The 21,532-nt window shown below is 61.9% G+C and carries 23 protein-coding genes; 10 read left to right on the top strand and 13 right to left on the bottom strand.

Translation table 11 applies throughout. From position 1 onward, the window contains the following. The first annotated feature begins 48 nt into the window (after positions 1–48). Positions 49–1,203, top strand: coding sequence for a cell division protein FtsZ (gene ftsZ, locus ACSBQQ_RS14960; protein ID WP_004932757.1), 1,155 nt, complete (start codon positions 49–51; stop codon positions 1,201–1,203). A gap of 103 nt (positions 1,204–1,306) precedes the next feature. After that, positions 1,307–2,224 (top strand): UDP-3-O-acyl-N-acetylglucosamine deacetylase, encoded by a 918-nt coding sequence (lpxC, locus tag ACSBQQ_RS14955; RefSeq protein ID WP_025159644.1) that lies wholly within the window; start codon positions 1,307–1,309, stop codon positions 2,222–2,224. A 104-nt stretch (positions 2,225–2,328) separates the two neighbouring features. Here the strand turns inward: lpxC and ACSBQQ_RS14950 are convergent, their stop codons facing one another. After that, positions 2,329–2,844, bottom strand: a complete 516-nt coding sequence (locus ACSBQQ_RS14950; RefSeq protein ID WP_033637110.1) for a DUF721 domain-containing protein — start codon at positions 2,842–2,844, stop codon at positions 2,329–2,331. A gap of 26 nt (positions 2,845–2,870) precedes the next feature. On the opposite strand from ACSBQQ_RS14950, the gene secM reads away from it, so the two are divergent. From secM to mutT, 3 genes are all read left to right on the top strand, one after another. Continuing rightward, on the top strand, positions 2,871–3,401 hold the full coding sequence (gene secM, locus ACSBQQ_RS14945) for a secA translation cis-regulator SecM (RefSeq protein ID WP_049213090.1): 531 nt from the start codon (positions 2,871–2,873) through the stop codon (positions 3,399–3,401). A gap of 82 nt (positions 3,402–3,483) precedes the next feature. After that, on the top strand, positions 3,484–6,192 hold the full coding sequence (gene secA / locus ACSBQQ_RS14940; RefSeq protein WP_049213091.1) for a preprotein translocase subunit SecA: 2,709 nt from the start codon (positions 3,484–3,486) through the stop codon (positions 6,190–6,192). A 79-nt stretch (positions 6,193–6,271) separates the two neighbouring features. Further along, positions 6,272–6,676 (top strand): 8-oxo-dGTP diphosphatase MutT, encoded by a 405-nt coding sequence (gene mutT, locus ACSBQQ_RS14935; protein WP_033652916.1) that lies wholly within the window; start codon positions 6,272–6,274, stop codon positions 6,674–6,676. 39 nt (positions 6,677–6,715) lie between these two features. Here mutT and yacG read toward each other — a convergent pair whose 3' ends face one another. The 3 genes from yacG to coaE are packed head-to-tail and all read right to left on the bottom strand — an operon-like array spanning position 6,716 to position 8,331. After that, positions 6,716–6,907 (bottom strand): DNA gyrase inhibitor YacG, encoded by a 192-nt coding sequence (gene yacG, locus ACSBQQ_RS14930; RefSeq protein ID WP_004932737.1) that lies wholly within the window; start codon positions 6,905–6,907, stop codon positions 6,716–6,718. A gap of 51 nt (positions 6,908–6,958) precedes the next feature. Further along, entirely contained in the window at positions 6,959–7,711 is a 753-nt protein-coding gene (zapD, locus tag ACSBQQ_RS14925) for a cell division protein ZapD (protein WP_060388127.1), read from the bottom strand. Between the two features lie 5 nt (positions 7,712–7,716). Next, positions 7,717–8,331, bottom strand: coding sequence for a dephospho-CoA kinase (coaE, locus tag ACSBQQ_RS14920; protein WP_060428656.1), 615 nt, complete (start codon positions 8,329–8,331; stop codon positions 7,717–7,719). 362 nt (positions 8,332–8,693) lie between these two features. Between coaE and ACSBQQ_RS14915 the strand changes: the two genes are divergently transcribed. Next, entirely contained in the window at positions 8,694–9,737 is a 1,044-nt protein-coding gene (locus ACSBQQ_RS14915; protein ID WP_015376656.1) for a GMP reductase, read from the top strand. A gap of 53 nt (positions 9,738–9,790) precedes the next feature. On the opposite strand, the gene hofC is transcribed toward ACSBQQ_RS14915, so the two are convergent. From hofC to nadC, 4 genes are all read right to left on the bottom strand, one after another. Beyond that, positions 9,791–10,990, bottom strand: coding sequence for a protein transport protein HofC (hofC, locus tag ACSBQQ_RS14910; protein WP_043148138.1), 1,200 nt, complete (start codon positions 10,988–10,990; stop codon positions 9,791–9,793). Beyond that, positions 10,987–12,429 (bottom strand): type II secretion system protein GspE, encoded by a 1,443-nt coding sequence (gspE, locus tag ACSBQQ_RS14905; protein WP_060428654.1) that lies wholly within the window; start codon positions 12,427–12,429, stop codon positions 10,987–10,989. Before gspE ends, hofC begins: the two co-directional genes overlap by 4 nt. 5 nt (positions 12,430–12,434) lie before the next feature. After that, on the bottom strand, positions 12,435–12,872 hold the full coding sequence (gene ppdD, locus ACSBQQ_RS14900; protein WP_033649215.1) for a prepilin peptidase-dependent pilin: 438 nt from the start codon (positions 12,870–12,872) through the stop codon (positions 12,435–12,437). Between the two features lie 189 nt (positions 12,873–13,061). Continuing rightward, positions 13,062–13,952 (bottom strand): carboxylating nicotinate-nucleotide diphosphorylase, encoded by an 891-nt coding sequence (gene nadC / locus ACSBQQ_RS14895; protein WP_060428652.1) that lies wholly within the window; start codon positions 13,950–13,952, stop codon positions 13,062–13,064. 84 nt (positions 13,953–14,036) lie between these two features. On the opposite strand from nadC, the gene ampD reads away from it, so the two are divergent. Then, positions 14,037–14,633 (top strand): 1,6-anhydro-N-acetylmuramyl-L-alanine amidase AmpD, encoded by a 597-nt coding sequence (ampD, locus tag ACSBQQ_RS14890; protein ID WP_033652921.1) that lies wholly within the window; start codon positions 14,037–14,039, stop codon positions 14,631–14,633. Further along, complete coding sequence (gene ampE / locus ACSBQQ_RS14885) at positions 14,633–15,487, top strand: beta-lactamase regulator AmpE (protein WP_060428650.1); 855 nt, start codon at positions 14,633–14,635, stop codon at positions 15,485–15,487. Before ampD ends, ampE begins: the two co-directional genes overlap by 1 nt. 60 nt (positions 15,488–15,547) lie before the next feature. Here the strand turns inward: ampE and hemL are convergent, their stop codons facing one another. Next, positions 15,548–16,837 carry a glutamate-1-semialdehyde 2,1-aminomutase gene (gene hemL, locus ACSBQQ_RS14880; protein WP_033637128.1) on the bottom strand — a complete coding sequence of 430 codons (1,290 nt, stop codon included), beginning with the start codon at positions 16,835–16,837 and terminating at the stop codon, positions 15,548–15,550. Between the two features lie 174 nt (positions 16,838–17,011). On the opposite strand from hemL, the gene clcA reads away from it, so the two are divergent. Continuing rightward, the gene (clcA, locus tag ACSBQQ_RS14875; RefSeq protein WP_060428648.1) at positions 17,012–18,451 is read left to right on the top strand and encodes a H(+)/Cl(-) exchange transporter ClcA; all 1,440 of its coding nucleotides are present in this window, start codon (positions 17,012–17,014) and stop codon (positions 18,449–18,451) included. An 89-nt stretch (positions 18,452–18,540) separates the two neighbouring features. Then, on the top strand, positions 18,541–18,885 hold the full coding sequence (gene erpA, locus ACSBQQ_RS14870; RefSeq protein ID WP_033649222.1) for an iron-sulfur cluster insertion protein ErpA: 345 nt from the start codon (positions 18,541–18,543) through the stop codon (positions 18,883–18,885). 56 nt (positions 18,886–18,941) lie between these two features. On the opposite strand, the gene ACSBQQ_RS14865 is transcribed toward erpA, so the two are convergent. The 4 genes from ACSBQQ_RS14865 to mtnN form a co-directional block, all read right to left on the bottom strand. Continuing rightward, positions 18,942–19,172 (bottom strand): hypothetical protein, encoded by a 231-nt coding sequence (locus ACSBQQ_RS14865; RefSeq protein ID WP_050438977.1) that lies wholly within the window; start codon positions 19,170–19,172, stop codon positions 18,942–18,944. A gap of 215 nt (positions 19,173–19,387) precedes the next feature. Further along, on the bottom strand, positions 19,388–20,002 hold the full coding sequence (locus ACSBQQ_RS14860; protein WP_033637131.1) for a TRIC cation channel family protein: 615 nt from the start codon (positions 20,000–20,002) through the stop codon (positions 19,388–19,390). Beyond that, positions 20,002–20,787, bottom strand: coding sequence for a vitamin B12 ABC transporter substrate-binding protein BtuF (gene btuF / locus ACSBQQ_RS14855; RefSeq protein ID WP_033649279.1), 786 nt, complete (start codon positions 20,785–20,787; stop codon positions 20,002–20,004). Before btuF ends, ACSBQQ_RS14860 begins: the two co-directional genes overlap by 1 nt. Before the next feature lie 22 nt (positions 20,788–20,809). Continuing rightward, positions 20,810–21,511 (bottom strand): 5'-methylthioadenosine/S-adenosylhomocysteine nucleosidase, encoded by a 702-nt coding sequence (gene mtnN, locus ACSBQQ_RS14850; protein ID WP_033637132.1) that lies wholly within the window; start codon positions 21,509–21,511, stop codon positions 20,810–20,812. Positions 21,512–21,532: the final 21 nt, after the last annotated feature.

Here is a 21,532-nt window from a genome sequence, read left to right as displayed (position 1 = left end):
TAATCTTTTTATGATCTCGCAGCGACAGGCACAAAACGGAGAGAAACTATGTTTGAACCAATGGAACTAACCAATGACGCGGTGATTAAAGTCATCGGCGTCGGCGGCGGCGGTGGCAACGCCGTTGAACACATGGTGCGCGAGCGCATCGAAGGTGTTGAATTCTTCGCTGTGAACACGGACGCCCAGGCGCTCCGCAAAACGGCGGTTGGCCAAACCATCCAGATCGGTAGCGGTATTACCAAAGGTCTGGGTGCGGGCGCGAACCCGGAAGTGGGTCGCAATTCAGCGGAAGAAGACCGCGAAGCCCTGCGCGCAGCGCTGGACGGCGCAGACATGGTCTTCATCGCGGCCGGCATGGGTGGCGGTACCGGTACCGGTGCGGCGCCAGTGGTGGCTGAAGTGGCTAAAGATTTGGGTATTCTGACCGTGGCCGTGGTGACCAAGCCTTTCAACTTCGAAGGCAAGAAGCGCATGGCATTCGCGGAGCAGGGTATCGCTGAGCTGTCCAAACACGTGGACTCGCTGATCACCATCCCGAACGACAAATTGCTGAAAGTTCTGGGGCGCGGCATCTCTCTGCTGGACGCGTTCGGTGCGGCCAACGACGTGCTGAAAGGCGCGGTGCAGGGTATCGCCGAGCTGATCACCCGTCCGGGCCTGATGAACGTCGACTTCGCCGACGTGCGCACCGTGATGTCCGAAATGGGCTACGCGATGATGGGTTCCGGCGTGGCTTGCGGTGAAGACCGTGCCGAAGAAGCGGCCGAAATGGCGATCTCCAGCCCACTGCTGGAAGACATCGACCTGTCCGGCGCGCGCGGCGTGCTGGTCAACATTACCGCCGGCTTCGACCTGCGTCTGGATGAGTTCGAAACCGTGGGTAACACCATCCGTGCGTTCGCTTCCGACAACGCGACCGTGGTTATCGGTACCTCGCTGGATCCGGAAATGAACGACGAACTGCGCGTTACCGTGGTTGCAACCGGTATCGGTATGGACAAACGTCCTGAAATCACCCTGGTGACCAATAAGCAGGCCAGCCAGCCGGTGATGGATCACCGCTATCAGCAGCACGGCATGTCGCCTCTGCCGCAGGAAGTGAAACCTGCCGCCAAGGTGGTCAACGACCAAGCTGCGCAACCGAATAAAGAGCCCGACTATCTTGATATTCCAGCCTTCCTGCGTAAACAGGCAGACTAAGAATATCCTGAGAATTTGGAATCTCCGCTCTTTGTGCTAAACTGTCCCGCCGGCCATGCTGTATGCTTGGCTGGTAGGATGGATAACATTGCGAGATAAAACGATGATCAAACAAAGGACATTAAAACGTATTGTTCAGGCGACTGGCGTCGGTTTGCATACCGGCAAGAAAGTCACGCTGACAATGCGCCCAGCGCCGGCTAATACCGGGGTCATCTATCGTCGCACTGACTTGAATCCACCGGTTGATTTTCCGGCTGATGCAAAATCCGTGCGTGATACCATGCTCTGTACTTGCCTGGTGAATGAGCATGACGTGCGTATTTCGACCGTTGAGCACCTCAACGCCGCGCTGGCTGGGTTGGGCATCGACAACATCGTCATCGAAGTCGACGCCGCTGAAATCCCAATCATGGACGGCAGCGCCAGTCCGTTCGTGTTCTTGCTGCTGGATGCCGGCATCGAAGAACTGAACTCGGCGAAGAAATTCCTGCGTCTGAAAGAGACCGTGCGTGTTGAAGATGGCGACAAATGGGCCGAGCTGTCCCCGCATAACGGGTTCCGCCTGGACTTCACCATCGACTTCAACCACCCGGCTATCGACGCCAGCTCTCAGCGCTATCGTCTTGATTTCTCGGCTGAGTCGTTCGTGCGTCAAATCAGCCGCGCGCGCACCTTCGGGTTCATGCGCGACATCGAATACCTGCAGTCCCGCGGCCTGGCCCTGGGCGGCAGCTTCGACTGCGCCATCGTGGTGGATGACTACCGCGTGCTGAACGAAGACGGCCTGCGTTTCGAAGACGAATTCGTACGTCACAAAATGCTGGACGCCATCGGCGACCTGTTCATGTGCGGCCACAACATCATTGGCGCGTTTACCGCGTACAAGTCTGGCCACGCGTTGAACAACAAACTGCTGCAGGCCGTGCTGGCCAAGCAGGAAGCGTGGGAATACGTGACCTTCCAGGACGAAGCCGAAATGCCGTTGGCATTCAAGGCACCGTCTACCGTATTGGCGTAAGGTCTGAATTCCTCGCCCGCTGCGAATAACGGCAGGCGCATCCTCTGAGAGCCTGAGCATTCAGGCTCGTGATGCGGTCTGATGTTTTGCAGTTGTGTCGCTGATTACTTATCACGACTGGTTGTGTTGGTACCCTCTCCGGCCAATGCAGCCAGCCGTTCCAATATCTTGCGCAGTTTTTCCGGGCTACGGCTCGCCAATCCTCTCAGTTCTTCCGCACTTTCCAGACTCAAATGCCGCATCGGCACCGGTTTTTCCGGCGCTTTCTCTGCGTTTTGCACCTGGTGGCTGCCTTTCGCCATCAAGGCCGGATTAATCCTGATGTCGATCGACGACAATGATGGTAGAATTTGCGCTCGTAGTGCAGACAGCAAAGCGGGTTGTTCGTAGCGCAAGCGCATCATCCAACTGGCATTTGCCGTTTCGAGCACTAAAATACCCTGTCGGAAATTCGCGACGCGGCACCAGGGATGCAGGGGAGCGGGCAACAGGCCCTTCACTGCACGGTTAAGCTTGAGCAGCGCCACCGCGCGTTGCTGGACGTTATGCAGCGGCCCTTTGCTGCCGGCAGACGCGTCGTCGAACAGGACATCTAATAATTGTGGACGGCTATCGCGCATAATGGGCTCCGGCGGATTATAAACTCGTGATCGGTATTCTAAATCGTTGGCGACAATTTGGCAGACGTTATTTCTGGCCCCATCTCCTGTTAGGGATGGTTGCGGCCACGCTTGGCGCGTCTTCCAGTTTGTCCGGCGCCCCCGATCAGGCCGCACTGCCGAATACGTCGTCCAGCCTTAACCGGCAAAATGCGGCCAATGGTACCTTCAACAGCCTGGCCCTGCTGCAGGACGCGCACCGCCGTCCTACCTTCAGCGTAGATTATTGGCAGCAACATGCGCTGCGCACCGTCATTCGTCACCTTTCTTTCGCGCTGGCGCCGCAGGCGGTTTATGCGCGGGTGCAGGAGAGCGAAACCCAAGCGGAACCCCCTTTGCAGGTGGCGCAACTGGCGCTGCTGTCCACCCTCAACGCGCTGCTGACGCACGAGCCGAAGCCGCCGACCATCATTCGCCATACCCACCTTGAGGTGCTGCCAACGCTGGCAAGGCACCAGACCGGCCTGTGGGTGGCGCAGGTACAGGGCATTCGCGCCGGGCCTGCCGCGCTCGTCTGACTCCGCCCTTCGGGCACAAAAACCATAAATAATAGCAAGTTGACTGCCGTGTCAGGCCGTCATGACAGAGATATCAAACATCATGTTAGTGAAATTATTAACCAAAGTTTTTGGCAGCCGTAACGATCGTACCCTGCGCCGCATGCGCAAAGTGGTTGAGCAGATCAACCGCATGGAACCGGACATGGAAAAACTGTCCGATGATGAGCTGAAAGCGAAAACCAACGAATTCCGCGCGCGCCTGGAGAAGGGCGAATCGCTGGAAAGCCTGATCCCGGAAGCCTTCGCCGTAGTGCGTGAGGCGAGCAAACGCGTGTTCGGCATGCGTCACTTCGACGTGCAGCTGCTGGGCGGCATGGTGCTGAACGATCGCTGCATCGCCGAGATGCGCACCGGTGAAGGTAAAACCCTGACCGCCACGCTGCCGGCTTACCTGAACGCCCTGAGCGGCCGCGGCGTGCACGTCGTGACCGTCAACGACTATCTGGCGCAGCGTGACGCCGAAAACAACCGTCCGCTGTTCGAGTTCCTCGGCCTGAGCATCGGTATCAACCTGCCGGGCATGCCGGCGCCGGCCAAGCGTGAAGCTTACGCCGCCGACATCACCTACGGCACCAACAACGAATACGGTTTCGACTACCTGCGCGACAACATGGCGTTCAGCCCGGAAGAGCGCGTGCAGCGCAAACTGCACTATGCGCTGGTGGATGAGGTGGACTCCATCCTGATCGATGAAGCGCGTACGCCGCTGATCATCTCCGGCCCGGCCGAAGACAGCTCCGAGATGTACATCAAGGTCAACAAGCTGATCCCTAAACTGATCCGCCAGGAAAAAGAAGACTCCGACACCTTCAAGGGGGAAGGGCACTTCTCGGTGGATGAGAAGGCGCGCCAGGTCCACCTGACCGAACGCGGCCTGATCCTGATCGAAGAGATGCTGGTGGAAGCCGGCATCATGGATGAGGGCGAGTCGCTGTACTCGCCGACCAACATCATGCTGATGCACCACGTTACCGCCGCGCTGCGCGCCCACGTGCTGTTCACCCGCGACGTTGACTACATCGTGAAAGACGGCGAAGTGATCATCGTCGACGAACACACCGGCCGTACCATGCAGGGCCGCCGCTGGTCCGACGGCCTGCACCAGGCGGTGGAAGCCAAAGAAGGCGTGGAGATCCAGAACGAGAACCAGACGCTGGCTTCGATCACCTTCCAGAACTACTTCCGTCTGTACGAGAAGCTGGCGGGGATGACCGGTACCGCTGATACCGAAGCCTTCGAATTCAGCTCGATCTACAAGCTGGACACCATCGTGGTGCCAACCAACCGTCCGATGATCCGTAAGGACATGCCGGATCTGGTATATATGACCGAGAAAGAGAAGATCGGCGCCATCATCGAAGACATCCGCGAGCGTACCGCCAAAGGCCAGCCGGTGCTGGTGGGTACCATCTCGATCGAGAAATCCGAAGTGGTTTCCCGCGAACTGACCAAAGCGGGCATCGAGCACAAGGTGCTGAACGCCAAATTCCACGCCATGGAAGCGGATATCGTCGCCCAGGCCGGCCAGAGCGGCGCGGTGACCATCGCCACCAACATGGCGGGCCGTGGTACCGATATCGTGCTGGGCGGCAGCTGGCAGGCCGAAGTGGCGCTGCTGGAAGCGCCAACCGAAGAGCAGATCGAAGCCATCAAAGCCGCCTGGAAAGAACGCCACGACGCGGTGCTGGCGGCAGGCGGCCTGCATATCATCGGCACCGAGCGCCATGAATCGCGCCGTATCGATAACCAGCTGCGCGGCCGTTCCGGTCGTCAGGGCGATGCCGGTTCATCCCGCTTCTACCTGTCGATGGAAGATGCCCTGATGCGTATCTTCGCTTCGGATCGCGTGTCCGGCATGATGCGTAAACTGGGTATGAAAGAAGGCGAAGCGATTGAGCACCCGTGGGTGACCAAGGCGATCGCCAACGCCCAGCGCAAGGTAGAGAGCCGCAACTTCGACATCCGTAAGCAGCTGCTGGAATACGACGACGTCGCCAACGATCAGCGCCGCGCCATCTACAGCCAGCGTAACGAATTGCTGGACGTGTCCGACGTGAGCGAAACCATCGCCAGCATCCGCGAGGACGTGTTCAAGAGCACCATCGACAACTACATCACGCCGCAGTCGCTGGAAGAAGAGTGGGACATTCAGGGGTTGGAAGAGCGCCTGAAGAACGACTTCGATCTGGAGATGCCGATCGCACAATGGCTGGACAAAGAGCCGGAGCTGCACGAAGAGACGCTGCGCGAACGCATTCTGGAGAACGCCAAAGAGCAATACCAGCGTAAGGAAGACGTGGTCGGCAGCGAAATGATGCGCAACTTCGAGAAGGGCGTGATGCTGCAGACGCTGGATTCCCTGTGGAAAGAGCACCTGGCGGCGATGGACTACCTGCGTCAGGGTATCCACCTGCGCGGTTATGCGCAAAAGGATCCGAAGCAGGAGTACAAGCGCGAATCCTTCAACATGTTCGCCACCATGCTGGAATCGCTGAAATATGAAGTGATCAGCGTGCTGAGCAAGGTTCAGGTGCGGATGCCGGAAGAGGTGGAAGCGCTGGAACAGCAGCGCCGTGAAGAGGCCGAGCGCCTGGCGCAGCACCAACAGTTGAGCCACCACGACGAGAACGCGCTGGTGACCGAAGATCCGAACGCGCCGGCGACCGCCGAGCGTAAAGTGGGCCGCAACGATCCATGCCCATGCGGCTCCGGCAAGAAATACAAGCAGTGCCACGGCCGCCTGCAGTAATGCCGGCCGCGGTTAACCGATAACACCAGGGGTTCAGCTTGCTGAGCCCCTGTTTTTTGACACCCATCAGGAGGGTGAGATGAAACATCTGAATATCGCCGTGGGCATCATCCGCAATGCGCAACGGGAGATCTTTATTACCCGCCGCGCCGCCGACGCGCACATGGCCGGGTTCTGGGAGTTTCCCGGCGGCAAGATCGAACAGGGTGAAACGCCGGAACAGGCGCTGAGCCGCGAGCTGCGGGAAGAGACCGGTATCGAAGCCGAACGCGCCGAGCTGCTGGAGGTAGTGGAGCATCGCTTCAGCGATCGCATCGTGACGCTGAATTTTTATCTGGTGGAGGCCTGGGCAGGCGAGCCGTTCGGCCGTGAAGGGCAACCGATGCGCTGGGTAAAACAGGCGGATCTGCGTGAAGACGAATTCCCGGAAGCCAACGTCGGCATCATCCGACTGCTGGTGGCGCAGGCGAACGCCGCGCAATGACAAGCGTGGCCTGGCGCCCGCCAGGCCAACCGTGGGCGATCAGCGATCGTCCATTTCACTCCAGTCTTCGCTTTCCGACAGATCGCTGTTGCTCGGAATGCGCTTCTCTTCATCGGCCCACTCGCCGAGATCGATCAGCTGGCAGCGCTTGCTGCAAAACGGCCGGAACGGGCTGACTTCACCCCAAACCACGCCGGTGCCACAGGTTGGGCATTTTACTACGGTCGTCATAACGGTTCCTTACGCCTTCTGTCAGTGCTGAGAAGGCTTTCTTTCACAAGTTCAACAACAGGCCAGTTCGAACGTCAGGCGTTCAGGCACCACGCCATTTTCGCTGTCCAGCGGCAGGAAACGAATGGCATAACGCGTCTTGTGGCCGGAAATCTGCGGATAAAGCTGTGGCGCCAGATGGAGGCGCAGGCGCAGCAGATCCGCCCCTTCGGCATTATCCTGGAAAAAGCCGTTCAGGCTGATTTGATTGCGGAACGGCCCGGATTGGCGGATCAGATCCAGCACCATGATCAGCGCCTGGTTCAGCGGATCCAGCGACTGCAGCCAGGCGGCGACGTCGGCATCGCGATCCTGCTGCGGCGCGTGCATCCACATGTGCAGGGTCGGCAGATCGAAGCTGCAGCAGCCGCCGGGAATGTTCAGCCGCTGGCGCACCAGGCCGATCAGCCGGTCTTCGCGCAACGCCTGGCCGAGGCGCGGCGCCGCCATCAGCGCCGATGCGCGCGACTTCAACTGGCCGCGCAGCTGGTCGATCAGCGCCATATCCACGCCCGGCACATCGGCCCAGGCCAACAGTTTCTGCTGCTGGCGCTCCAGCTCTTTGAGCAGTTCGGTGCGCACTTCGCCGCGCTCCAGCACGTCCAGCAAGTCGGAGACGGTGCGAAAGAAGGTGAGGGCGATGGCGGTTTCACTCAGGGCGCGTTGGCCGTGCAGCTGTTGCAGCAGAAATTCGATGCGTAGCCAGGTACGCATTTTTTCGTTCAGCGGGTGTTCAAAGAGAACGGTTGGGGAAACATCACTCATGCAGTTTAATCCTGTTGGGGCGCTGTTGCCGCCAGTTCAAGGTAGCGACGATGCAGTGCGGCGACCTGTGGCTCTATCCCCTGAGCGGTGCCGCTGTTGTCAATAATGTCATCCGCCACGGCGAGGCGCTGCCGGCGCGTGGCCTGGGCGGCGAGAATGCTTTGCGCCTGCTCACGTCTGACGCCGTCGCGCGCGATAGTGCGAGCCAGCTGGGTTTCGGCATCGACGTCGATCACCAGCACCCGATCGGCGCGATCCTGCAGGCCGTTTTCCACCAGCAGCGGCACCACCCACAGCGCGTACGGGCTGGCGGCCTGCGCTAGTTGGCGCTGGGTTTCACGGTGTATCAGCGGATGCAGCAGCTGGTTCAGCCAGGTTTTGTCATCGGGATGGCTAAAGATGCGCTGACGCAGCGCAGCGCGGTTCAACGCGCCGTCCGGCAGCAACATTTCATTACCAAATCGTTCGGCGATCGCGGCCAAGGCAGGGGTGCCCGGCTCGACGACCTGACGGGCGATCACGTCGGCATCGACAAGGGTTGCGCCGTGGCGCGCAAAGGCGTTCGCGACGGTCGTCTTGCCGCTGCCTATGCCCCCGGTCAACGCAACAATGTAGGCCATGGTGTTAGGTGCATCCGATGTTCATAAAAAAATAATAGTCGAATCATAAAGCGATCGCGCAGAAGTGCAAGTCGGCAGGCGGCGCTTGCGCGTCGGCACCGTTCGGGCGGCGAGAAAAAGCGCAGCGGCACGGCAAAAATGAGCGGGCAATCACACTGCGATTATGCAGGTAAATTTGTCGGATTGTAGCGTAAATAAAGGCGAATTCGCAGTCTTGTTCGGCGATTATTAGCGCGTATTATAACGTCACTGGAACTGGCATTAATCTCGCCGCCGTCTTTTTGCGCCACTGGAAAGCCGTCGGGCAGAGATTCGAACATCCTCCTTGCGATCCGTCGCCATTAACCAGGAAATCATAAGTCATGCGTATTGAAGAAGATTTGAAGTTGGGCTTTAAAGACGTGTTGATCCGCCCTAAGCGCTCCACGCTGAAAAGCCGCTCCGAGGTTGAACTGGAACGTCAGTTTACCTTCAAGCATTCAGGTTGCAGCTGGTCCGGCGTGCCGATTATCGCCGCTAACATGGACACGGTGGGCACCTTCCGCATGGCCGAGGCCCTGGCTTCTTTCGACGTTCTCACCGCAGTACACAAACATTACAGCGTCGAGCAATGGGCTGACTTTGTGCAGCGCATGCCGGAATCGGTGCTGCGCCACGTGATGGTGTCCACCGGCACCTCCGAAGCCGACTTCGCCAAAATGCAGCAGATCCTGGCTCTGTCTCCGGCGCTGAAATTCATCTGCATCGACGTGGCCAACGGCTACTCTGAACATTTCGTCGCCTTCCTGCAGAAAGCGCGCGAAGCCTGCCCGAATCACGTGATCTGCGCCGGCAACGTAGTGACCGGCGAGATGGTGGAAGAGCTTATCCTCTCCGGCGCCGACATCGTTAAGGTTGGCATCGGCCCGGGCTCAGTCTGTACTACCCGCGTGAAGACCGGCGTGGGCTACCCGCAGCTGTCGGCGGTGATCGAATGCGCCGATGCGGCCCACGGGCTGGGCGGCCAAATCGTCAGCGACGGCGGCTGCTCGGTGCCGGGCGACGTCGCTAAAGCCTTCGGCGGCGGCGCTGACTTCGTGATGTTGGGCGGCATGCTGGCCGGCCACGACGAGTGTGAAGGCACCGTGGTGGAAGAGAACGGCGAAAAGTTCATGCTGTTCTACGGCATGAGCTCCGAGTCGGCGATGAAGCGCCACGTCGGCGGCGTGGCGGAGTATCGCGCGGCCGAAGGCAAAACCGTCAAGCTGCCGCTGCGCGGCGAGGTGGAGTTTACCGTGCGCGATATCCTCGGCGGCCTGCGCTCTGCTTGCACCTACGTTGGCGCCGAGCGCCTGAAAGAGCTGACCAAGCGCACCACCTTTATCCGCGTGGCGGAGCAGGAAAACCGCGTCTTCGGCAGCAAATAAGCCGCACCTTGCATTCGGGCGTCGCGTACCGCGGCGCCCGCTATACCTCTCCTTTATCCCAGCACGCTCCCCAGTTGAAAGATAGGCAGGTACATGGCGATCACCAAAGCGCCGACGATCCCGCCCACCACCAGCATCAGCAGCGGCTCCAGCGTTTGCGCCAGCGTATCGGCCAGCTCGTGCGTCTGCCGTTCATACCACTGCGCCAATTTATCCAGCAAGACATCCAGCGAGCCCGATTCTTCGCCCACCCGCACCAGCTGCCGGCACAGCGGCGGAAACAGCGGTTGCAGGGCGAGGGCGTGATGAAACGCCTCGCCTTCGGCGAGCTGCCGCTGTACCTGCTCCAGCGCCTGTCGGTACAGCAGATGGTCGGCCGCCAGCGCCGCCGCGTTCAACCCTTCCACCAGCGTCAGCCCCGCGCGTTGGGTCATGGTCAGAATACGAAAGGTTTGGCTCAGCGCGCCGCCGCTCACCAGCCGGGCGATCAGCGGCAGGCGCAGCAAGGCGGCCTGCTCACGTCGGCGCCACGGCGGGCGCGGATGCAGCCAGCGGCAATAGCCGAACAGCAATGCGCCGAGCAGCAGCGCCAAATAGGGGCCAACGGCGATCAGCAGCGCGGACAACCCCAATAACCCTTGGGTAAACCAGGGTAGCGGCGCATCGAACGACTGATAAACCTTGGCGAATTCCGGCAGCACCATCACCAGCATCAGCACGCTGACCAGCAGCGCCACCGCACAGATGAAGAGGGGATAGCGCAGCGCTTTGGTCACTTTGCGGCGCAGCAGCAATTGGGCTTCCTGCTGCTGCGCCAGCTGCAGGCAGCAGCGATCGAGATTGCCGGTTAGCTCGCCGATAGCGATCAGTTGGCGATAGATCAGTGGAAAAACGCCTGGCTGCGCGGCAAGGGTTTCGGAGAGTGGCTGCCCTTCGCGCACCTGTTCTGCCAACTGGCGCAACAGGCAACGCCAGGCCGCCGAAGGGTGCTCTGCCGCCAGAAGCTGCAGCGTATTGACCAGCGGCAACCCGGCCTGCAGCAGGGTGGCGAGTTGGCGGGTGAAGTGGATCAAAGGTTCTCCGCGCCACTGGCCGGGCGTGACGCGTTTGCCGTGCCCGATCCGCCAGGGTTGCATACCTTGCTCAATCAGTAACCGGCTCACCTGCCGTTTTTCATCGCTCATCAGTTCGCCGCGGCGCAGGGCACCCTGGGCGTCGAAAGCCTGCCACAGAAACAGCCGGCGCGCTTTCATGGCGCGGTTACGCCGGGCTGGACGACGTCGATCACGCGGTACAGCTCTTCCAGCGAGGTCGCGCCTTCGCTGGCCAGCGCCAGGCCCGCCTGCAGCAGCGAAAGCTGCCCCTGCTCGCGGGCGATATCCGCCAGCCGGCTGGGCGCGGCGTTCGCCAGCAACGCCGCCTGTATTTCCTGCGTAATGGCCAACAGCTCATACACGCCGATGCGCCCATAGTAGCCGCCGAAGCAATGCTCGCAGCCGTCGGCGCGCCAGGCGGTCAGCGGCTCCGGCCAGACCGAGGCAGGAAAATGCGTCGGCTGGCTGTGCGGGTAGCGGCAGTGGCGACACAGCCTGCGCACCAGCCGCTGTGCGATGACCAGCTTCAGGCAGCCGGCGAGCAGGTAGCCGGGGATACCCATGTGCATCAGGCGCGTCAGGGTTTCGCCGGTGGAGTTGGTATGCAGCGTCGACAGCACCAGGTGGCCGGTTTGCGCGGCCTTGACCGCGATCTCGGCGGTTTCCGCATCGCGGATCTCGCCGATCATGATGACATCCGGATCCTGGCGCAGCAGGGCGCGCAGCACCCGGGCGAAGCTCAGCTCGGTTTTGGCGTTGATCTGGGTTTGATTGACGCCGAACAGCGGTATCTCGACAGGATCTTCGACGCTGCACAGGTTGCTTTGTGCATCGTTCAACTGGCGCAGGCCGCTGTACAGCGTTACCGTCTTGCCGCTGCCGGTCGGGCCGGTCACCAGGATCAAACCTTGCGGGCAGGCCAGCGCCGCCGCGTAGCGCGCCAAATCCGCTCGGCTCATGCCCAATTGATCCAGCGGCAGCTCCTGCTGTTCGCCCTGCTGAACGCGCAGCACCACCTTTTCGCCGTGCAGCGTCGGCAGAGTGGCGATACGCATGGCATAGCGCGCGCCGTCCAGCGTCAGGCTGAGCTGCCCGTCCTGAGGCTGACGGCGCTCGGCGATATCCAACTGGCCGAGGATCTTCAGCCGGGCGATGAGGCGCGCGGCCAGCTGTGGCGGCGGTGAGGCGAGGGTTTGCAGCACGCCGTCGATGCGCAGGCGAATGCGAAAATGCTGCCGAAAGGGCTCGAAGTGGATATCCGAGGCGCGGCGCTGAATAGCCAGGCGCAGCGTCTGGTTGATGAACTGCACCACCGGCGCGTCGCCGTCGTCGGGGTAGGCGATGTCGGCGCTGTCTTCTTCGGCCGCCAGCGGTGCCGGCAGCGGTTCCTGGCGTTGGTTCAGCGCCTGCTCCAGCCTGGCCGCCGGCCATTGCTCCAGATGGATGCGCTTGCCGGTGGCGAAACGCAGCGCCGCCAGCAGCCCTTGCGGCGCCTCTTCGTTGAGCGCGATCGTCAGGGTGGTTGGATCTTCGTTCAGCGCCAGCGCCTGATAGCGCCGGCACAGGGCGTGAACTTCTTCGCTGATTTGCGCGTTCATCGCCGTTACTCCGCCGCGTTGTCGAAGCGGAAGACTTCCTGGCACACTTCAACCAGCGTTGCGTTTTCGCTGCTGCACAGCCGGCTCCAGCGGGTCAGCCCATCGGCGTTCGCTTTGGGGGTTAATGCCACCGCCAGCCCCTGCAGCGTTTGGGTGCCGGTCAGCGTGATCACGCCTTTGACGACTTTCACCCCGCTGACGTAACGCGACGTGCCGCCGGTGGGAATGCCTTTGCTGCCGGCTTCACAGCCGGTGGGGGCGCCTTCGTCCAGCACGCACAGCTCGACCGCCAGTTTGTACGGCGACATGGTTTGCAGCATGTCGGTCATCGCCGCTTTCTGGATGTAGCGCTGGTAGGCGGGAATGCCGATGGCGCTGAGGATGGCGATGATGGCGATCACCACCATCAGTTCTATCAGGGTAAAGCCGCGTTGCGTTTCCATGCGTTGTCTCCTCCATAAGGGTGTGGAAGGCAACGGTAGCGGTTTGCGCGGGGGCACGGCGAGGGGCTTTTGCGCGTTTCTCGGCGCGCTTCCATCAGTAATGACGTTGTTTGCAGCGGTGAATAAAAGGGTGCGAGGGGCTTCGCAATTTTACGGTAACGCCCCCGGCAGCGGCCGGGGGCGAGGGGATCATTTGAAGCGCATCGACAGATCGAGCGCGGTCACATGCTTGGTCAGCGCGCCGACCGAAATGTAATCCACGCCGGTCTCGGCGAAGGTGCGCAGCGTCTCACTGGTGACGTTGCCGGATACTTCCAGCTGGGCGCGGCCCTGGGTTTGGGCGACCGCCTGGCGCATCATCTCGACGCTGAAGTTGTCCAGCATGATGATGTCGGCGCCGGCGTCCAGCGCCTGCTGCAGTTCATCGAGCGATTCGACTTCCACTTCCACCGGCACGTCGGCGTGCAGCCAGAAGGCTTTTTCCACCGCGTTCTTGATAGAGCCGGAGGCGATGATGTGGTTTTCCTTGATCAGGAAGGCGTCGGACAGCCCCAGCCGGTGGTTGCTGCCGCCCCCGCACAGCACGGCGTATTTCAGCGCGGTGCGCAGGCCGGGCAGGGTCTTGCGGGTATCGAGCAGGCGAGTCCGGGTGCCTTCCAGCAGAGCCACATAGCGGCTGACCTCGGTCGCCACGCCGGAGAGCGTCTGCACGAAGTTCAGCGCGGTGCGCTCGCCGGTCAGCATCACCCGCGCGGGGCCGCGCAGCCGGCAGAGCGGTTGGTTCGGCGTCAGACGGGCGCCGTCCGCCACCAGCCACTCCACCTGCACCTGATTGCCCAGCTGAATAAAGACCTCATTCAGCCAGCGGCGGCCACAGAATACGCCGGCTTCGCGGGTGATTACGGTGGCTTCGGCCTGCTTGTCCGCCGGTAACAGTTGCGCGGTAATATCGCGCCCGGCGTCGACTTCACCCCCCAGGTCTTCGCGCAGCGCCTGGGCGACGGCATAGGGAATATCACTTTCAATTCGTTCAAGAAGCTCGGTGCGGCGACTGTCGGCACTGTAGCGGCGTGTCGGCATGGAAAACTCCGAAATGGACGGTTAGATCGTAGGGGAACATGCTACTCTGTTGTAGGAATAAGTACCACCGCAGAGAGGTGTCTGATGCAGTTGGAAAATGGCTGGATTATCGGGGTGACGCGAGTGGTCTCGCCGCACTGCGATCGGCGCCCGGATGACGAGCCGCCGTCGCTGCTGGTCATCCACAACATCAGCCTGCCGCCCGGCGAGTTCGGCGGCCCCTATATCGACCAGTTGTTTACCGGCACGCTCGATCCCGCACAGCATCCCTATTTTGCCGAGATCCATCAGCTGCGGGTGTCGGCGCACTGCCTGATCCGCCGCGACGGGGAGATCGTGCAGTACGTGCCCTTCGACCAGCGCGCCTGGCACGCGGGCGTTTCCCTGTATCAGGGGCGCGACCGGTGCAACGATTTCTCCATCGGCATCGAGCTGGAAGGCACCGATCAGTTACCCTACACCGAGGCGCAATACCGCGCGCTGCAGGCGGTCACCGCGCTGCTGGCCGAACATTATCCGCCGCTGGTGGCCAATATCGCCGGGCATTGCGATATCGCCCCCGGCCGCAAGACCGATCCCGGGCCGGCGTTCGATTGGGATCGCTATCTGGCATCTCTGGAACAACGCGGCGCGCCCGCCGACGCTATGCTTGAGACAAGAAATAGGGAGAGGAATCGCTAATGACGCTGTTTACGCTGTTGCTGGTTTTGGCCTGGGAGCGCCTGTTTAAGCTGGGAGAACACTGGCAGCTGGATCACCGTCTCGAAGTGGTGTTTCAGCGGCTGCATCGGGTTTCGCTGGCGCAGACGCTGGCGATGACCGCCGCCTGGATGGTGGTCGTCTGGGGCGTTCTGTGGCTGTCGCACGGGTTGTTCTTCGGCCTGGTGACGCTGCTGCTGTGGATCGTCATCGATCTGCTGTGCGTCGGCGCCGGCATCAAGCGCAAACACTACCGCGCCTACCTGAAAGCGGCGCGGCAGGGCGATACCCACGCCAGCGATCAGATGGCGGAAGAGCTGGCGTTGATCCACGGTTTGCCGGTGGACTGCAGCGAAGAGCTGCGCCTGCGCGAGCTGCAAAACGCGCTGCTGTGGATCAACTTCCGTTATTATCTAGCGCCGCTGTTCTGGTTCGTGGTCTTTGGGCCTTACGGGCCGATCGCGTTGGCGGGGTATGCCTTCCTGCGCGCCTATCAAACCTGGCTGGCGCGCCACAATACGCCGCTGGAGCGTTCGCAATCGGGCATCGATCACCTGCTGAACTGGCTGGACTGGATCCCGGTGCGTTTGGCCGGGGTGGCCTACGCGCTGTTTGGCCACGGCGAGCGGGCGCTGCCGGCCTGGTTCGCCTCGCTGGGGGATCGGCATTCATCGTCGTATCAGGTGCTGACGCGGCTGGCGCAGTTCTCGCTGGCGCGCGATCCGCATATGGATCCGGTGCAAACGCCGCGGGCGGCGGTGACGCTGGCGCGCAAGGTGACGATGATCATCGTGGTGGTGGTGGCGCTGTTGACCATTTACGGCACGCTGCTTTAAGCGGCAGCGAAAAGCAAAACGGGCGCCGAGGCACCCGTTTTTTTGGCCATTCGGCCGGGATTACAGCTTGGCGAAGCAGCGACGCGCGGCGTCGATGGTGCGCTGAATGTCTTCCTTGCTGTGCGCCACGGACATGAAGCCCGCTTCGAAGGCGGACGGAGCCAGATACACCCCTTCTTCCAGCATCAGATGGAAGAAGCGCTTGAAGCGTTCCACGTCGCACTGCATCACGTCCTGGTAGCAGGTGACCGCCGGCGCGTCGGTGAAGAACAGGCCGAACATGCCGCCGACGTTGTTGACCACCAGCGGGATATTCTCTTCCTGCGCCGCGTGCAGCAGGCCAGCGGCCAGCATCTCGGTCAGTTCGGTCAGCGTCTGGTGCACGCCCACCTGCGACACTTCGGTCAGGCAGGCATAGCCCGCCGCCATGGCGATCGGGTTGCCGGACAGGGTGCCCGCCTGGTAGACCGGGCCGGTCGGCGCCAGCGCGTCCATCACGTCGCGGCGGCCGCCGAAGGCGCCCACCGGCATGCCGCCGCCGATGATTTTGCCGAGGCAGGTCAGATCCGGCTCGACGCCGTAATAGGACTGTGCGCCGGCCAGCGCCACGCGGAAGCCGGTCATCACTTCATCGATGATCAAGAGCGCGCCGTACTTGTCGCACAGCGCGCGCAGGCCCGGCAGGAATTCCGGCAGCGGCGGCACGCAGTTCATGTTGCCGGCGACCGGCTCGACGATGATACAGGCGATCTCGGACGGGTACTGCTCGAAGGCGGCCCGCACCGAATCCAGGTCGTTATAGGTGCAGGTCAGGGTGTGCTTGGCGAAATCGGCCGGCACGCCCGGTGAGTTCGGCTGGCCGAGGGTCAGCGCGCCGGAACCGGCTTTCACCAGCAGGCAGTCGGCGTGGCCGTGGTAGCAGCCTTCGAACTTGATGATTTTATCGCGGTTGGTGTAGCCGCGCGCCAGGCGGATGGCGCTCATGGTGGCTTCGGTGCCCGAGTTCACCATGCGCACCATATCCATGGTAGGCACCAGCTCGGTGACCAACTGCGCCATTTTGACTTCCATCTCGGTCGGCGCGCCGAAGCTCAGGCCGCGCTGCGCCGCTTCGATCACCGCGTCGCGGATCGCCGGGTGGTTGTGCCCCAGCACCATCGGCCCCCAGGAACCGACATAGTCGATATAGGCCTTGCCGTCGGCATCGAACAGATAAGCCCCGTCTGCCCGCTCGATAAACAGCGGCACTCCGCCCACGCCGGTGAATGCACGCACCGGAGAGTTCACCCCACCGGGGATCAACTGTTGCGCCTGGGCGTACAGACTTTCGGACTTGCTGTGTAGGCTCATAAATCGGCTCCTGGATTCTCTTTTGAATGATTTGACCGCGCTATTCTAGAGGAGAGCGCCGCGTTATGAAACGATCACAGTCAGATACCATTAACGGCAGCGCGCGCCGCCGGGTTGGGGTAGAATAACCGCCTTGCCTATTTGTATTACAAATTACCTGACGAATTACTCGCGATGACGGAAACACATTCACAGCCAGTCGGGACGTTGAGCCCGCGTCTTAGCCGCAGCGATGCGGTGCGTCAGTTTATTCGCCGCGATAAAACGCCGGTGGCGATCCTGGTGATGGCCGCGCTGGTGGGGACGCTGGCCGGTTTGCTCGGCGTGGCCTTCGATAAGGCGGTGGAGTGGGTGCAGCAGCAGCGGCTGGCTTCGCTGGCGCAGGTCGCCGACTCCTGGATCCTGGTGTGGCCGCTGGCGTTTATCCTGTCCGCCGCGCTGGCGGCGCTGGGCTATTACCTGGTGCGGCGCTTTGCCCCTGAGGCGGGCGGCTCGGGCATTCCGGAGATCGAAGGCGCGCTGGAGGAGCTGCGGCCGGTGCGCTGGTGGCGCGTGATCCCGGTGAAATTCATCGGCGGCATGGGCACACTGGGGGCGGGCATGGTGCTGGGGCGCGAAGGGCCCACGGTGCAAATGGGCGGCAACGTCGGGCGCATGGTATTGGACGTGCTGCGCATTCGCGGCGCCGAGGCGCGTCATACGCTGCTGGCGACCGGGGCTGCCGCCGGGCTGTCCGCCGCCTTCAATGCGCCGCTGGCCGGCATCCTGTTCATCATCGAAGAGATGCGGCCGCAGTTTCGCTACAACCTGATCTCGATTAAAGCGGTGTTTATCGGCGTTATCATGTCGAGCGTGGTATTCCAGCTGTTTAACGGCCAGGGCTCGGTGATCGCGGTCGACAAACTTTCTTCGGCGCCCATCAATACCCTGTGGCTCTATCTGGTGCTGGGGGCGATATTCGGCGCGGTGGGCGTGGGGTTCAACGCGCTGATCTTCCGCACTCAGGATATGTTCGCGCGTTTGCACGGCGGCAGAATGCGCAATGTCTTGCTGATGGGCGGGCTGCTCGGCGGCGTGTGCGGCATTCTGGGGCTGATCCAGCCGGAGGCGGCGGGCGGCGGCTTTGGGCTGATCCCGATCGCCGCGGCGGGCAATTACAGCGTCGGCATGTTGATGTTTATCTTTATCACCCGCATCTTCACCACGCTGCTGTGCTTCGGCTCCGGCGCGCCGGGCGGCATCTTCGCGCCGATGCTGGCGCTGGGCACGCTGTTTGGCACCGCCTTCGGGCTGGCCGGGGCGCACCTGTTCCCGCAGTACGGCATCGAGGCGGGCACCTTCGCCATCGCCGGCATGGGGGCGCTGTTCGCCGCTACGGTGCGCGCCCCGCTGACCGGCATCGTGCTGGTGCTGGAAATGACCGACAACTACCAACTCATTTTACCGATGATCATCACCTGCCTCGGCGCCACGGTGGTGGCGCAGCTGCTCGGCGGCAAGCCGCTGTATTCGTCGATCCTGGCCCGCACGCTGCAAAGGCAGGAGGCGCAGCTGGTGCGGGAAGCGGCGGAGAAAACAGGTAAGGAAAATACAACAAATGCGGTGAATACTTGAACGCAACACTCAGGTATCGGATAATCGTTAATATTAATCAGGCAGCCATAGTAGCGATCTGATGCTGAACAATGTTGGGAGTAAAGAGTATGAGTGATCAAACGGCACTGCCCCTGCAATTTACCGAGGCAGCAGCAAGCAAGGTTAAGTTCCTGATTGCTGACGAAGAAAATCCGAACCTTAAGCTGCGGGTTTACATTACCGGCGGCGGCTGCAGCGGATTCCAGTACGGCTTCACTTTTGACGACAAGGTCAACGATGGCGATATGACCATCGAGAAGCAGGGCGTGGCGCTGGTGGTCGATCCGATGAGCCTGCAGTATCTGGTCGGCGGTTCGGTGGACTACACCGAAGGGCTGGAAGGGTCGCGCTTCGTGGTGACCAACCCGAATGCCAAAACCACCTGCGGTTGCGGTTCGTCGTTCAGCATTTGAGTTTGCCTGTCAGAATGTCAACCCGCTCGCCTTACGGCCGGCGGGTTTTTTTATGCCTACCATTCCACGAGGATCACTTCCGCCCCGTTCTCCAGCGCCGGTTGGCGGGTAATGTTCGGCTGCGCCGCCGCATGGCTGCATTCGGCCCGTGGGGCGGCGGCCTCGAGGCGCACGGCGCATTGCGGTTCAATGGTCAGAGTAACGCCGATCCGGCCGTTGACGGCATCGGCATGCGCGGCGCCACTCAGCAGGGCGCCACAGCAGGCAAGCAGGATTTTTTTCATCATTGCGGGAATAGCCATCCGTAAGCAATCTTGTGATGACTTATCGGCAAAAAGTTAAAAAGGTTTAACAGCGCGGGGAGGGGATTAACCTGCGGATAACAGAATTTTACATCGTCACTACGCTATTTATTGGGTGAAAATAATACCACCAGGCCCGTTTTTAGTCTAATGAATCACTAAATGCGGCGTTGCCAAGCGCCGCCCCACAGGGCGACGGCTCAGCGTTCGAGAATAAAGGCGGGCAATTTGAGGTGCCAGCGGATGGCCGCCAACCGAATGGCCAGGGTGATGATCATGCCCAGCATCATGGCCTGTTGCAGCGGCATGCTGAAGGTGTAAAACGCCGTGGCGTGCACGATGCCGCCGATGATGCAGGCGGTGGCGTAAATCTCGGTGCGCAGGATCATCGGGATCTCGCGCGCCAGCACGTCGCGGATAATGCCGCCGCCGACGCCGGTGATCACCCCCATGCAGATTGCCACCAGCGGGCCGGTGCCGGCTGCGAAGGCCTTGTTGACGCCGATGCCGACGAACACCGCCAGTCCGACGGCGTCCAGCACCGGCAGCACCCACTGCGGCAGACGGCGCGGCTGGCGCACCAGCAGCAGCGTCAAGACGCAGGTGATCATCGCCACCACCAGATCGGTGGGATCCTTGACCCAGAACACCGGGCCGTTGGCCAGCGCCATGTCGCGGATGGTGCCGCCGCCGACCGCGGTGACCACGCCCAATACCAGCACGCCGAACGGATCCATGCGCAACTTGCCGGCCAGCAGTACGCCGGAGATGGCGAACACCGCCGTACCGAGAATATCCAACCAGAACACCAGCATCAGCGGATCTCCGCCAGCTGGCGGCACAGCTGCTGCGCCGCCAACAGGATGCGCGGCCCGCCGCGGTTGAACCAGTCTTCGTTCAGCGCGATCACCGGCACCTGCAGCTGCGGCGCCCAGAAGGCTTTCACATTGGCGGCTTCTTTCGCGCCGCCGGTGATGACGATGGCCTGCGGCCGACGCGCCAGCACCTGCTCGCGGCTGATTTGCGGCCAAGGGGTGCGGCTGTCGGCGAAGACGTTCTGCCCGCCGCACAGCGCCAGCACCTGGCTTTGCAATGTGGCGCCGGCGCTGGTGAACAGCGGCTGGGTGCCGAACTGCAGCAGCACGCGCCGTGGCGAGTTAGCGGCGTACTGTTGTTTGAGAGCGGCGAACTGGCGGCGAAGGCCTTCCGCTGCCTGATGCGCCTGCTCCGGGTGCGGGCTGTATTGCGCCAGCTTATCCAGCAAGCCGGCGATCCCTTCGAGATTGTCGGCGTCCGCATAGAAAATTGGGATGCCGAACGCGGCGAGCTGATCCAGCACGCGCTGCGGATTGCCGCCGCGCCAGGCGAGGATCAGGTCCGGCTTGAGCGCCAGCACCCGCTCCAGATTGATGCCCTGCCAGGTGGCCACCTGCTCCAGCCTGGCGGCCTGCGGCGGATAATCGGAATAGGCGCTCGCCGCCACCAGCACATCGCCCATGCCGGCGGCATAGGCGAGTTCGGTGGCGTTGGGCGCCAGGCTGATCACCCGCTGGGCGCCGCCGGCCGGCATGGCCAGCCAGAGCGCCAACAGACAGAGCATCGAGGTAAAGCGCAGCCTCACATCAACCGCGCTTGGCCAGGGTTTGCAGCATGGCGTTGACCATCAGCGTGGACTGTTTGGCCGCTACCACCAGGAACTCGTCAAAGCTCATGTGCGACTCGCTGTCGGCGACGTCGGAAATGGCGCGCACCACCACGAACGGCGTGCCGAACAGATGGCAGACGTGGGCGATCGCCGCGGCTTCCATTTCCACGGCGGCGACGCGCGGAAAGGTGGCGCGAATGCGCGCCAGCGGCTCGGCGCCGTTGATGAAGGCGTCACCGCTGCAGATCAGGCCGCGCACCGCGTGCAGATCCAGCTGTTTGATGCAGCCTTCCGCCAGCGCGATCAGCGCGTCGTCGGCGACGAACGCCGCCGGGCAGCCGGCCATCTGGCCCGGCTCGTAGCCGAAGGCGGTGACGTCGGCGTCGTGGTAGCGCACTTCTTCCGACACCACGATATCGCCCACGCGCAGGGTGCTGGCCAGGCCGCCGGCGGAACCGGTGTTGATCACCAGATCCGGGCTGCAGTGTTCCAGCAGCAGGGTGGTGCCCATGGCCGCAGAAACTTTGCCGATGCCGGATTTCAGCAGGGCCACCTCAACGCCGCCGATCTGGCCGGTGTAGATTTCGCAGCCCGCGCGCTGGATGGTTTGACGGTTTTCGATTTGATCGCGCAGCAGGGTGACTTCCTGCTCCATTGCGCCGATGATGCCTACTTTCATAAATAACACTCGCTGATTGGC

It is taken from the genome of Serratia sp. G204Y (assembly GCF_051172435.1).
GTDB lineage: Bacteria > Pseudomonadota > Gammaproteobacteria > Enterobacterales > Enterobacteriaceae > Serratia > Serratia sarumanii.
The sequence above is the reverse complement of the archived record's forward strand: the minus strand, read 5'-3'. Positions and strand labels throughout refer to the sequence as shown.

Coding starts and splice junctions, on each gene's coding strand:
- ampD (WP_033652921.1), top strand. CDS start 14,037: ATGCAGTTGGAAAATGGCTGGATTATCGGGGTGACGCGAGTGGTCTCG.
- ACSBQQ_RS14915 (WP_015376656.1), top strand. CDS start 8,694: ATGCGTATTGAAGAAGATTTGAAGTTGGGCTTTAAAGACGTGTTGATC.
- hemL (WP_033637128.1), bottom strand. CDS start 16,837: ATGAGCCTACACAGCAAGTCCGAAAGTCTGTACGCCCAGGCGCAACAG.
- ACSBQQ_RS14860 (WP_033637131.1), bottom strand. CDS start 20,002: ATGCTGGTGTTCTGGTTGGATATTCTCGGTACGGCGGTGTTCGCCATC.
- yacG (WP_004932737.1), bottom strand. CDS start 6,907: ATGACGACCGTAGTAAAATGCCCAACCTGTGGCACCGGCGTGGTTTGG.
- zapD (WP_060388127.1), bottom strand. CDS start 7,711: ATGAGTGATGTTTCCCCAACCGTTCTCTTTGAACACCCGCTGAACGAA.
- ampE (WP_060428650.1), top strand. CDS start 14,633: ATGACGCTGTTTACGCTGTTGCTGGTTTTGGCCTGGGAGCGCCTGTTT.
- btuF (WP_033649279.1), bottom strand. CDS start 20,787: ATGCTCTGTCTGTTGGCGCTCTGGCTGGCCATGCCGGCCGGCGGCGCC.
- gspE (WP_060428654.1), bottom strand. CDS start 12,429: ATGAACGCGCAAATCAGCGAAGAAGTTCACGCCCTGTGCCGGCGCTAT.
- erpA (WP_033649222.1), top strand. CDS start 18,541: ATGAGTGATCAAACGGCACTGCCCCTGCAATTTACCGAGGCAGCAGCA.
- secA (WP_049213091.1), top strand. CDS start 3,484: ATGTTAGTGAAATTATTAACCAAAGTTTTTGGCAGCCGTAACGATCGT.
- ppdD (WP_033649215.1), bottom strand. CDS start 12,872: ATGGAAACGCAACGCGGCTTTACCCTGATAGAACTGATGGTGGTGATC.
- mtnN (WP_033637132.1), bottom strand. CDS start 21,511: ATGAAAGTAGGCATCATCGGCGCAATGGAGCAGGAAGTCACCCTGCTG.
- coaE (WP_060428656.1), bottom strand. CDS start 8,331: ATGGCCTACATTGTTGCGTTGACCGGGGGCATAGGCAGCGGCAAGACG.
- clcA (WP_060428648.1), top strand. CDS start 17,012: ATGACGGAAACACATTCACAGCCAGTCGGGACGTTGAGCCCGCGTCTT.
- mutT (WP_033652916.1), top strand. CDS start 6,272: ATGAAACATCTGAATATCGCCGTGGGCATCATCCGCAATGCGCAACGG.
- hofC (WP_043148138.1), bottom strand. CDS start 10,990: ATGAAAGCGCGCCGGCTGTTTCTGTGGCAGGCTTTCGACGCCCAGGGT.
- lpxC (WP_025159644.1), top strand. CDS start 1,307: ATGATCAAACAAAGGACATTAAAACGTATTGTTCAGGCGACTGGCGTC.
- ftsZ (WP_004932757.1), top strand. CDS start 49: ATGTTTGAACCAATGGAACTAACCAATGACGCGGTGATTAAAGTCATC.
- nadC (WP_060428652.1), bottom strand. CDS start 13,952: ATGCCGACACGCCGCTACAGTGCCGACAGTCGCCGCACCGAGCTTCTT.
- ACSBQQ_RS14950 (WP_033637110.1), bottom strand. CDS start 2,844: ATGCGCGATAGCCGTCCACAATTATTAGATGTCCTGTTCGACGACGCG.
- ACSBQQ_RS14865 (WP_050438977.1), bottom strand. CDS start 19,172: ATGATGAAAAAAATCCTGCTTGCCTGCTGTGGCGCCCTGCTGAGTGGC.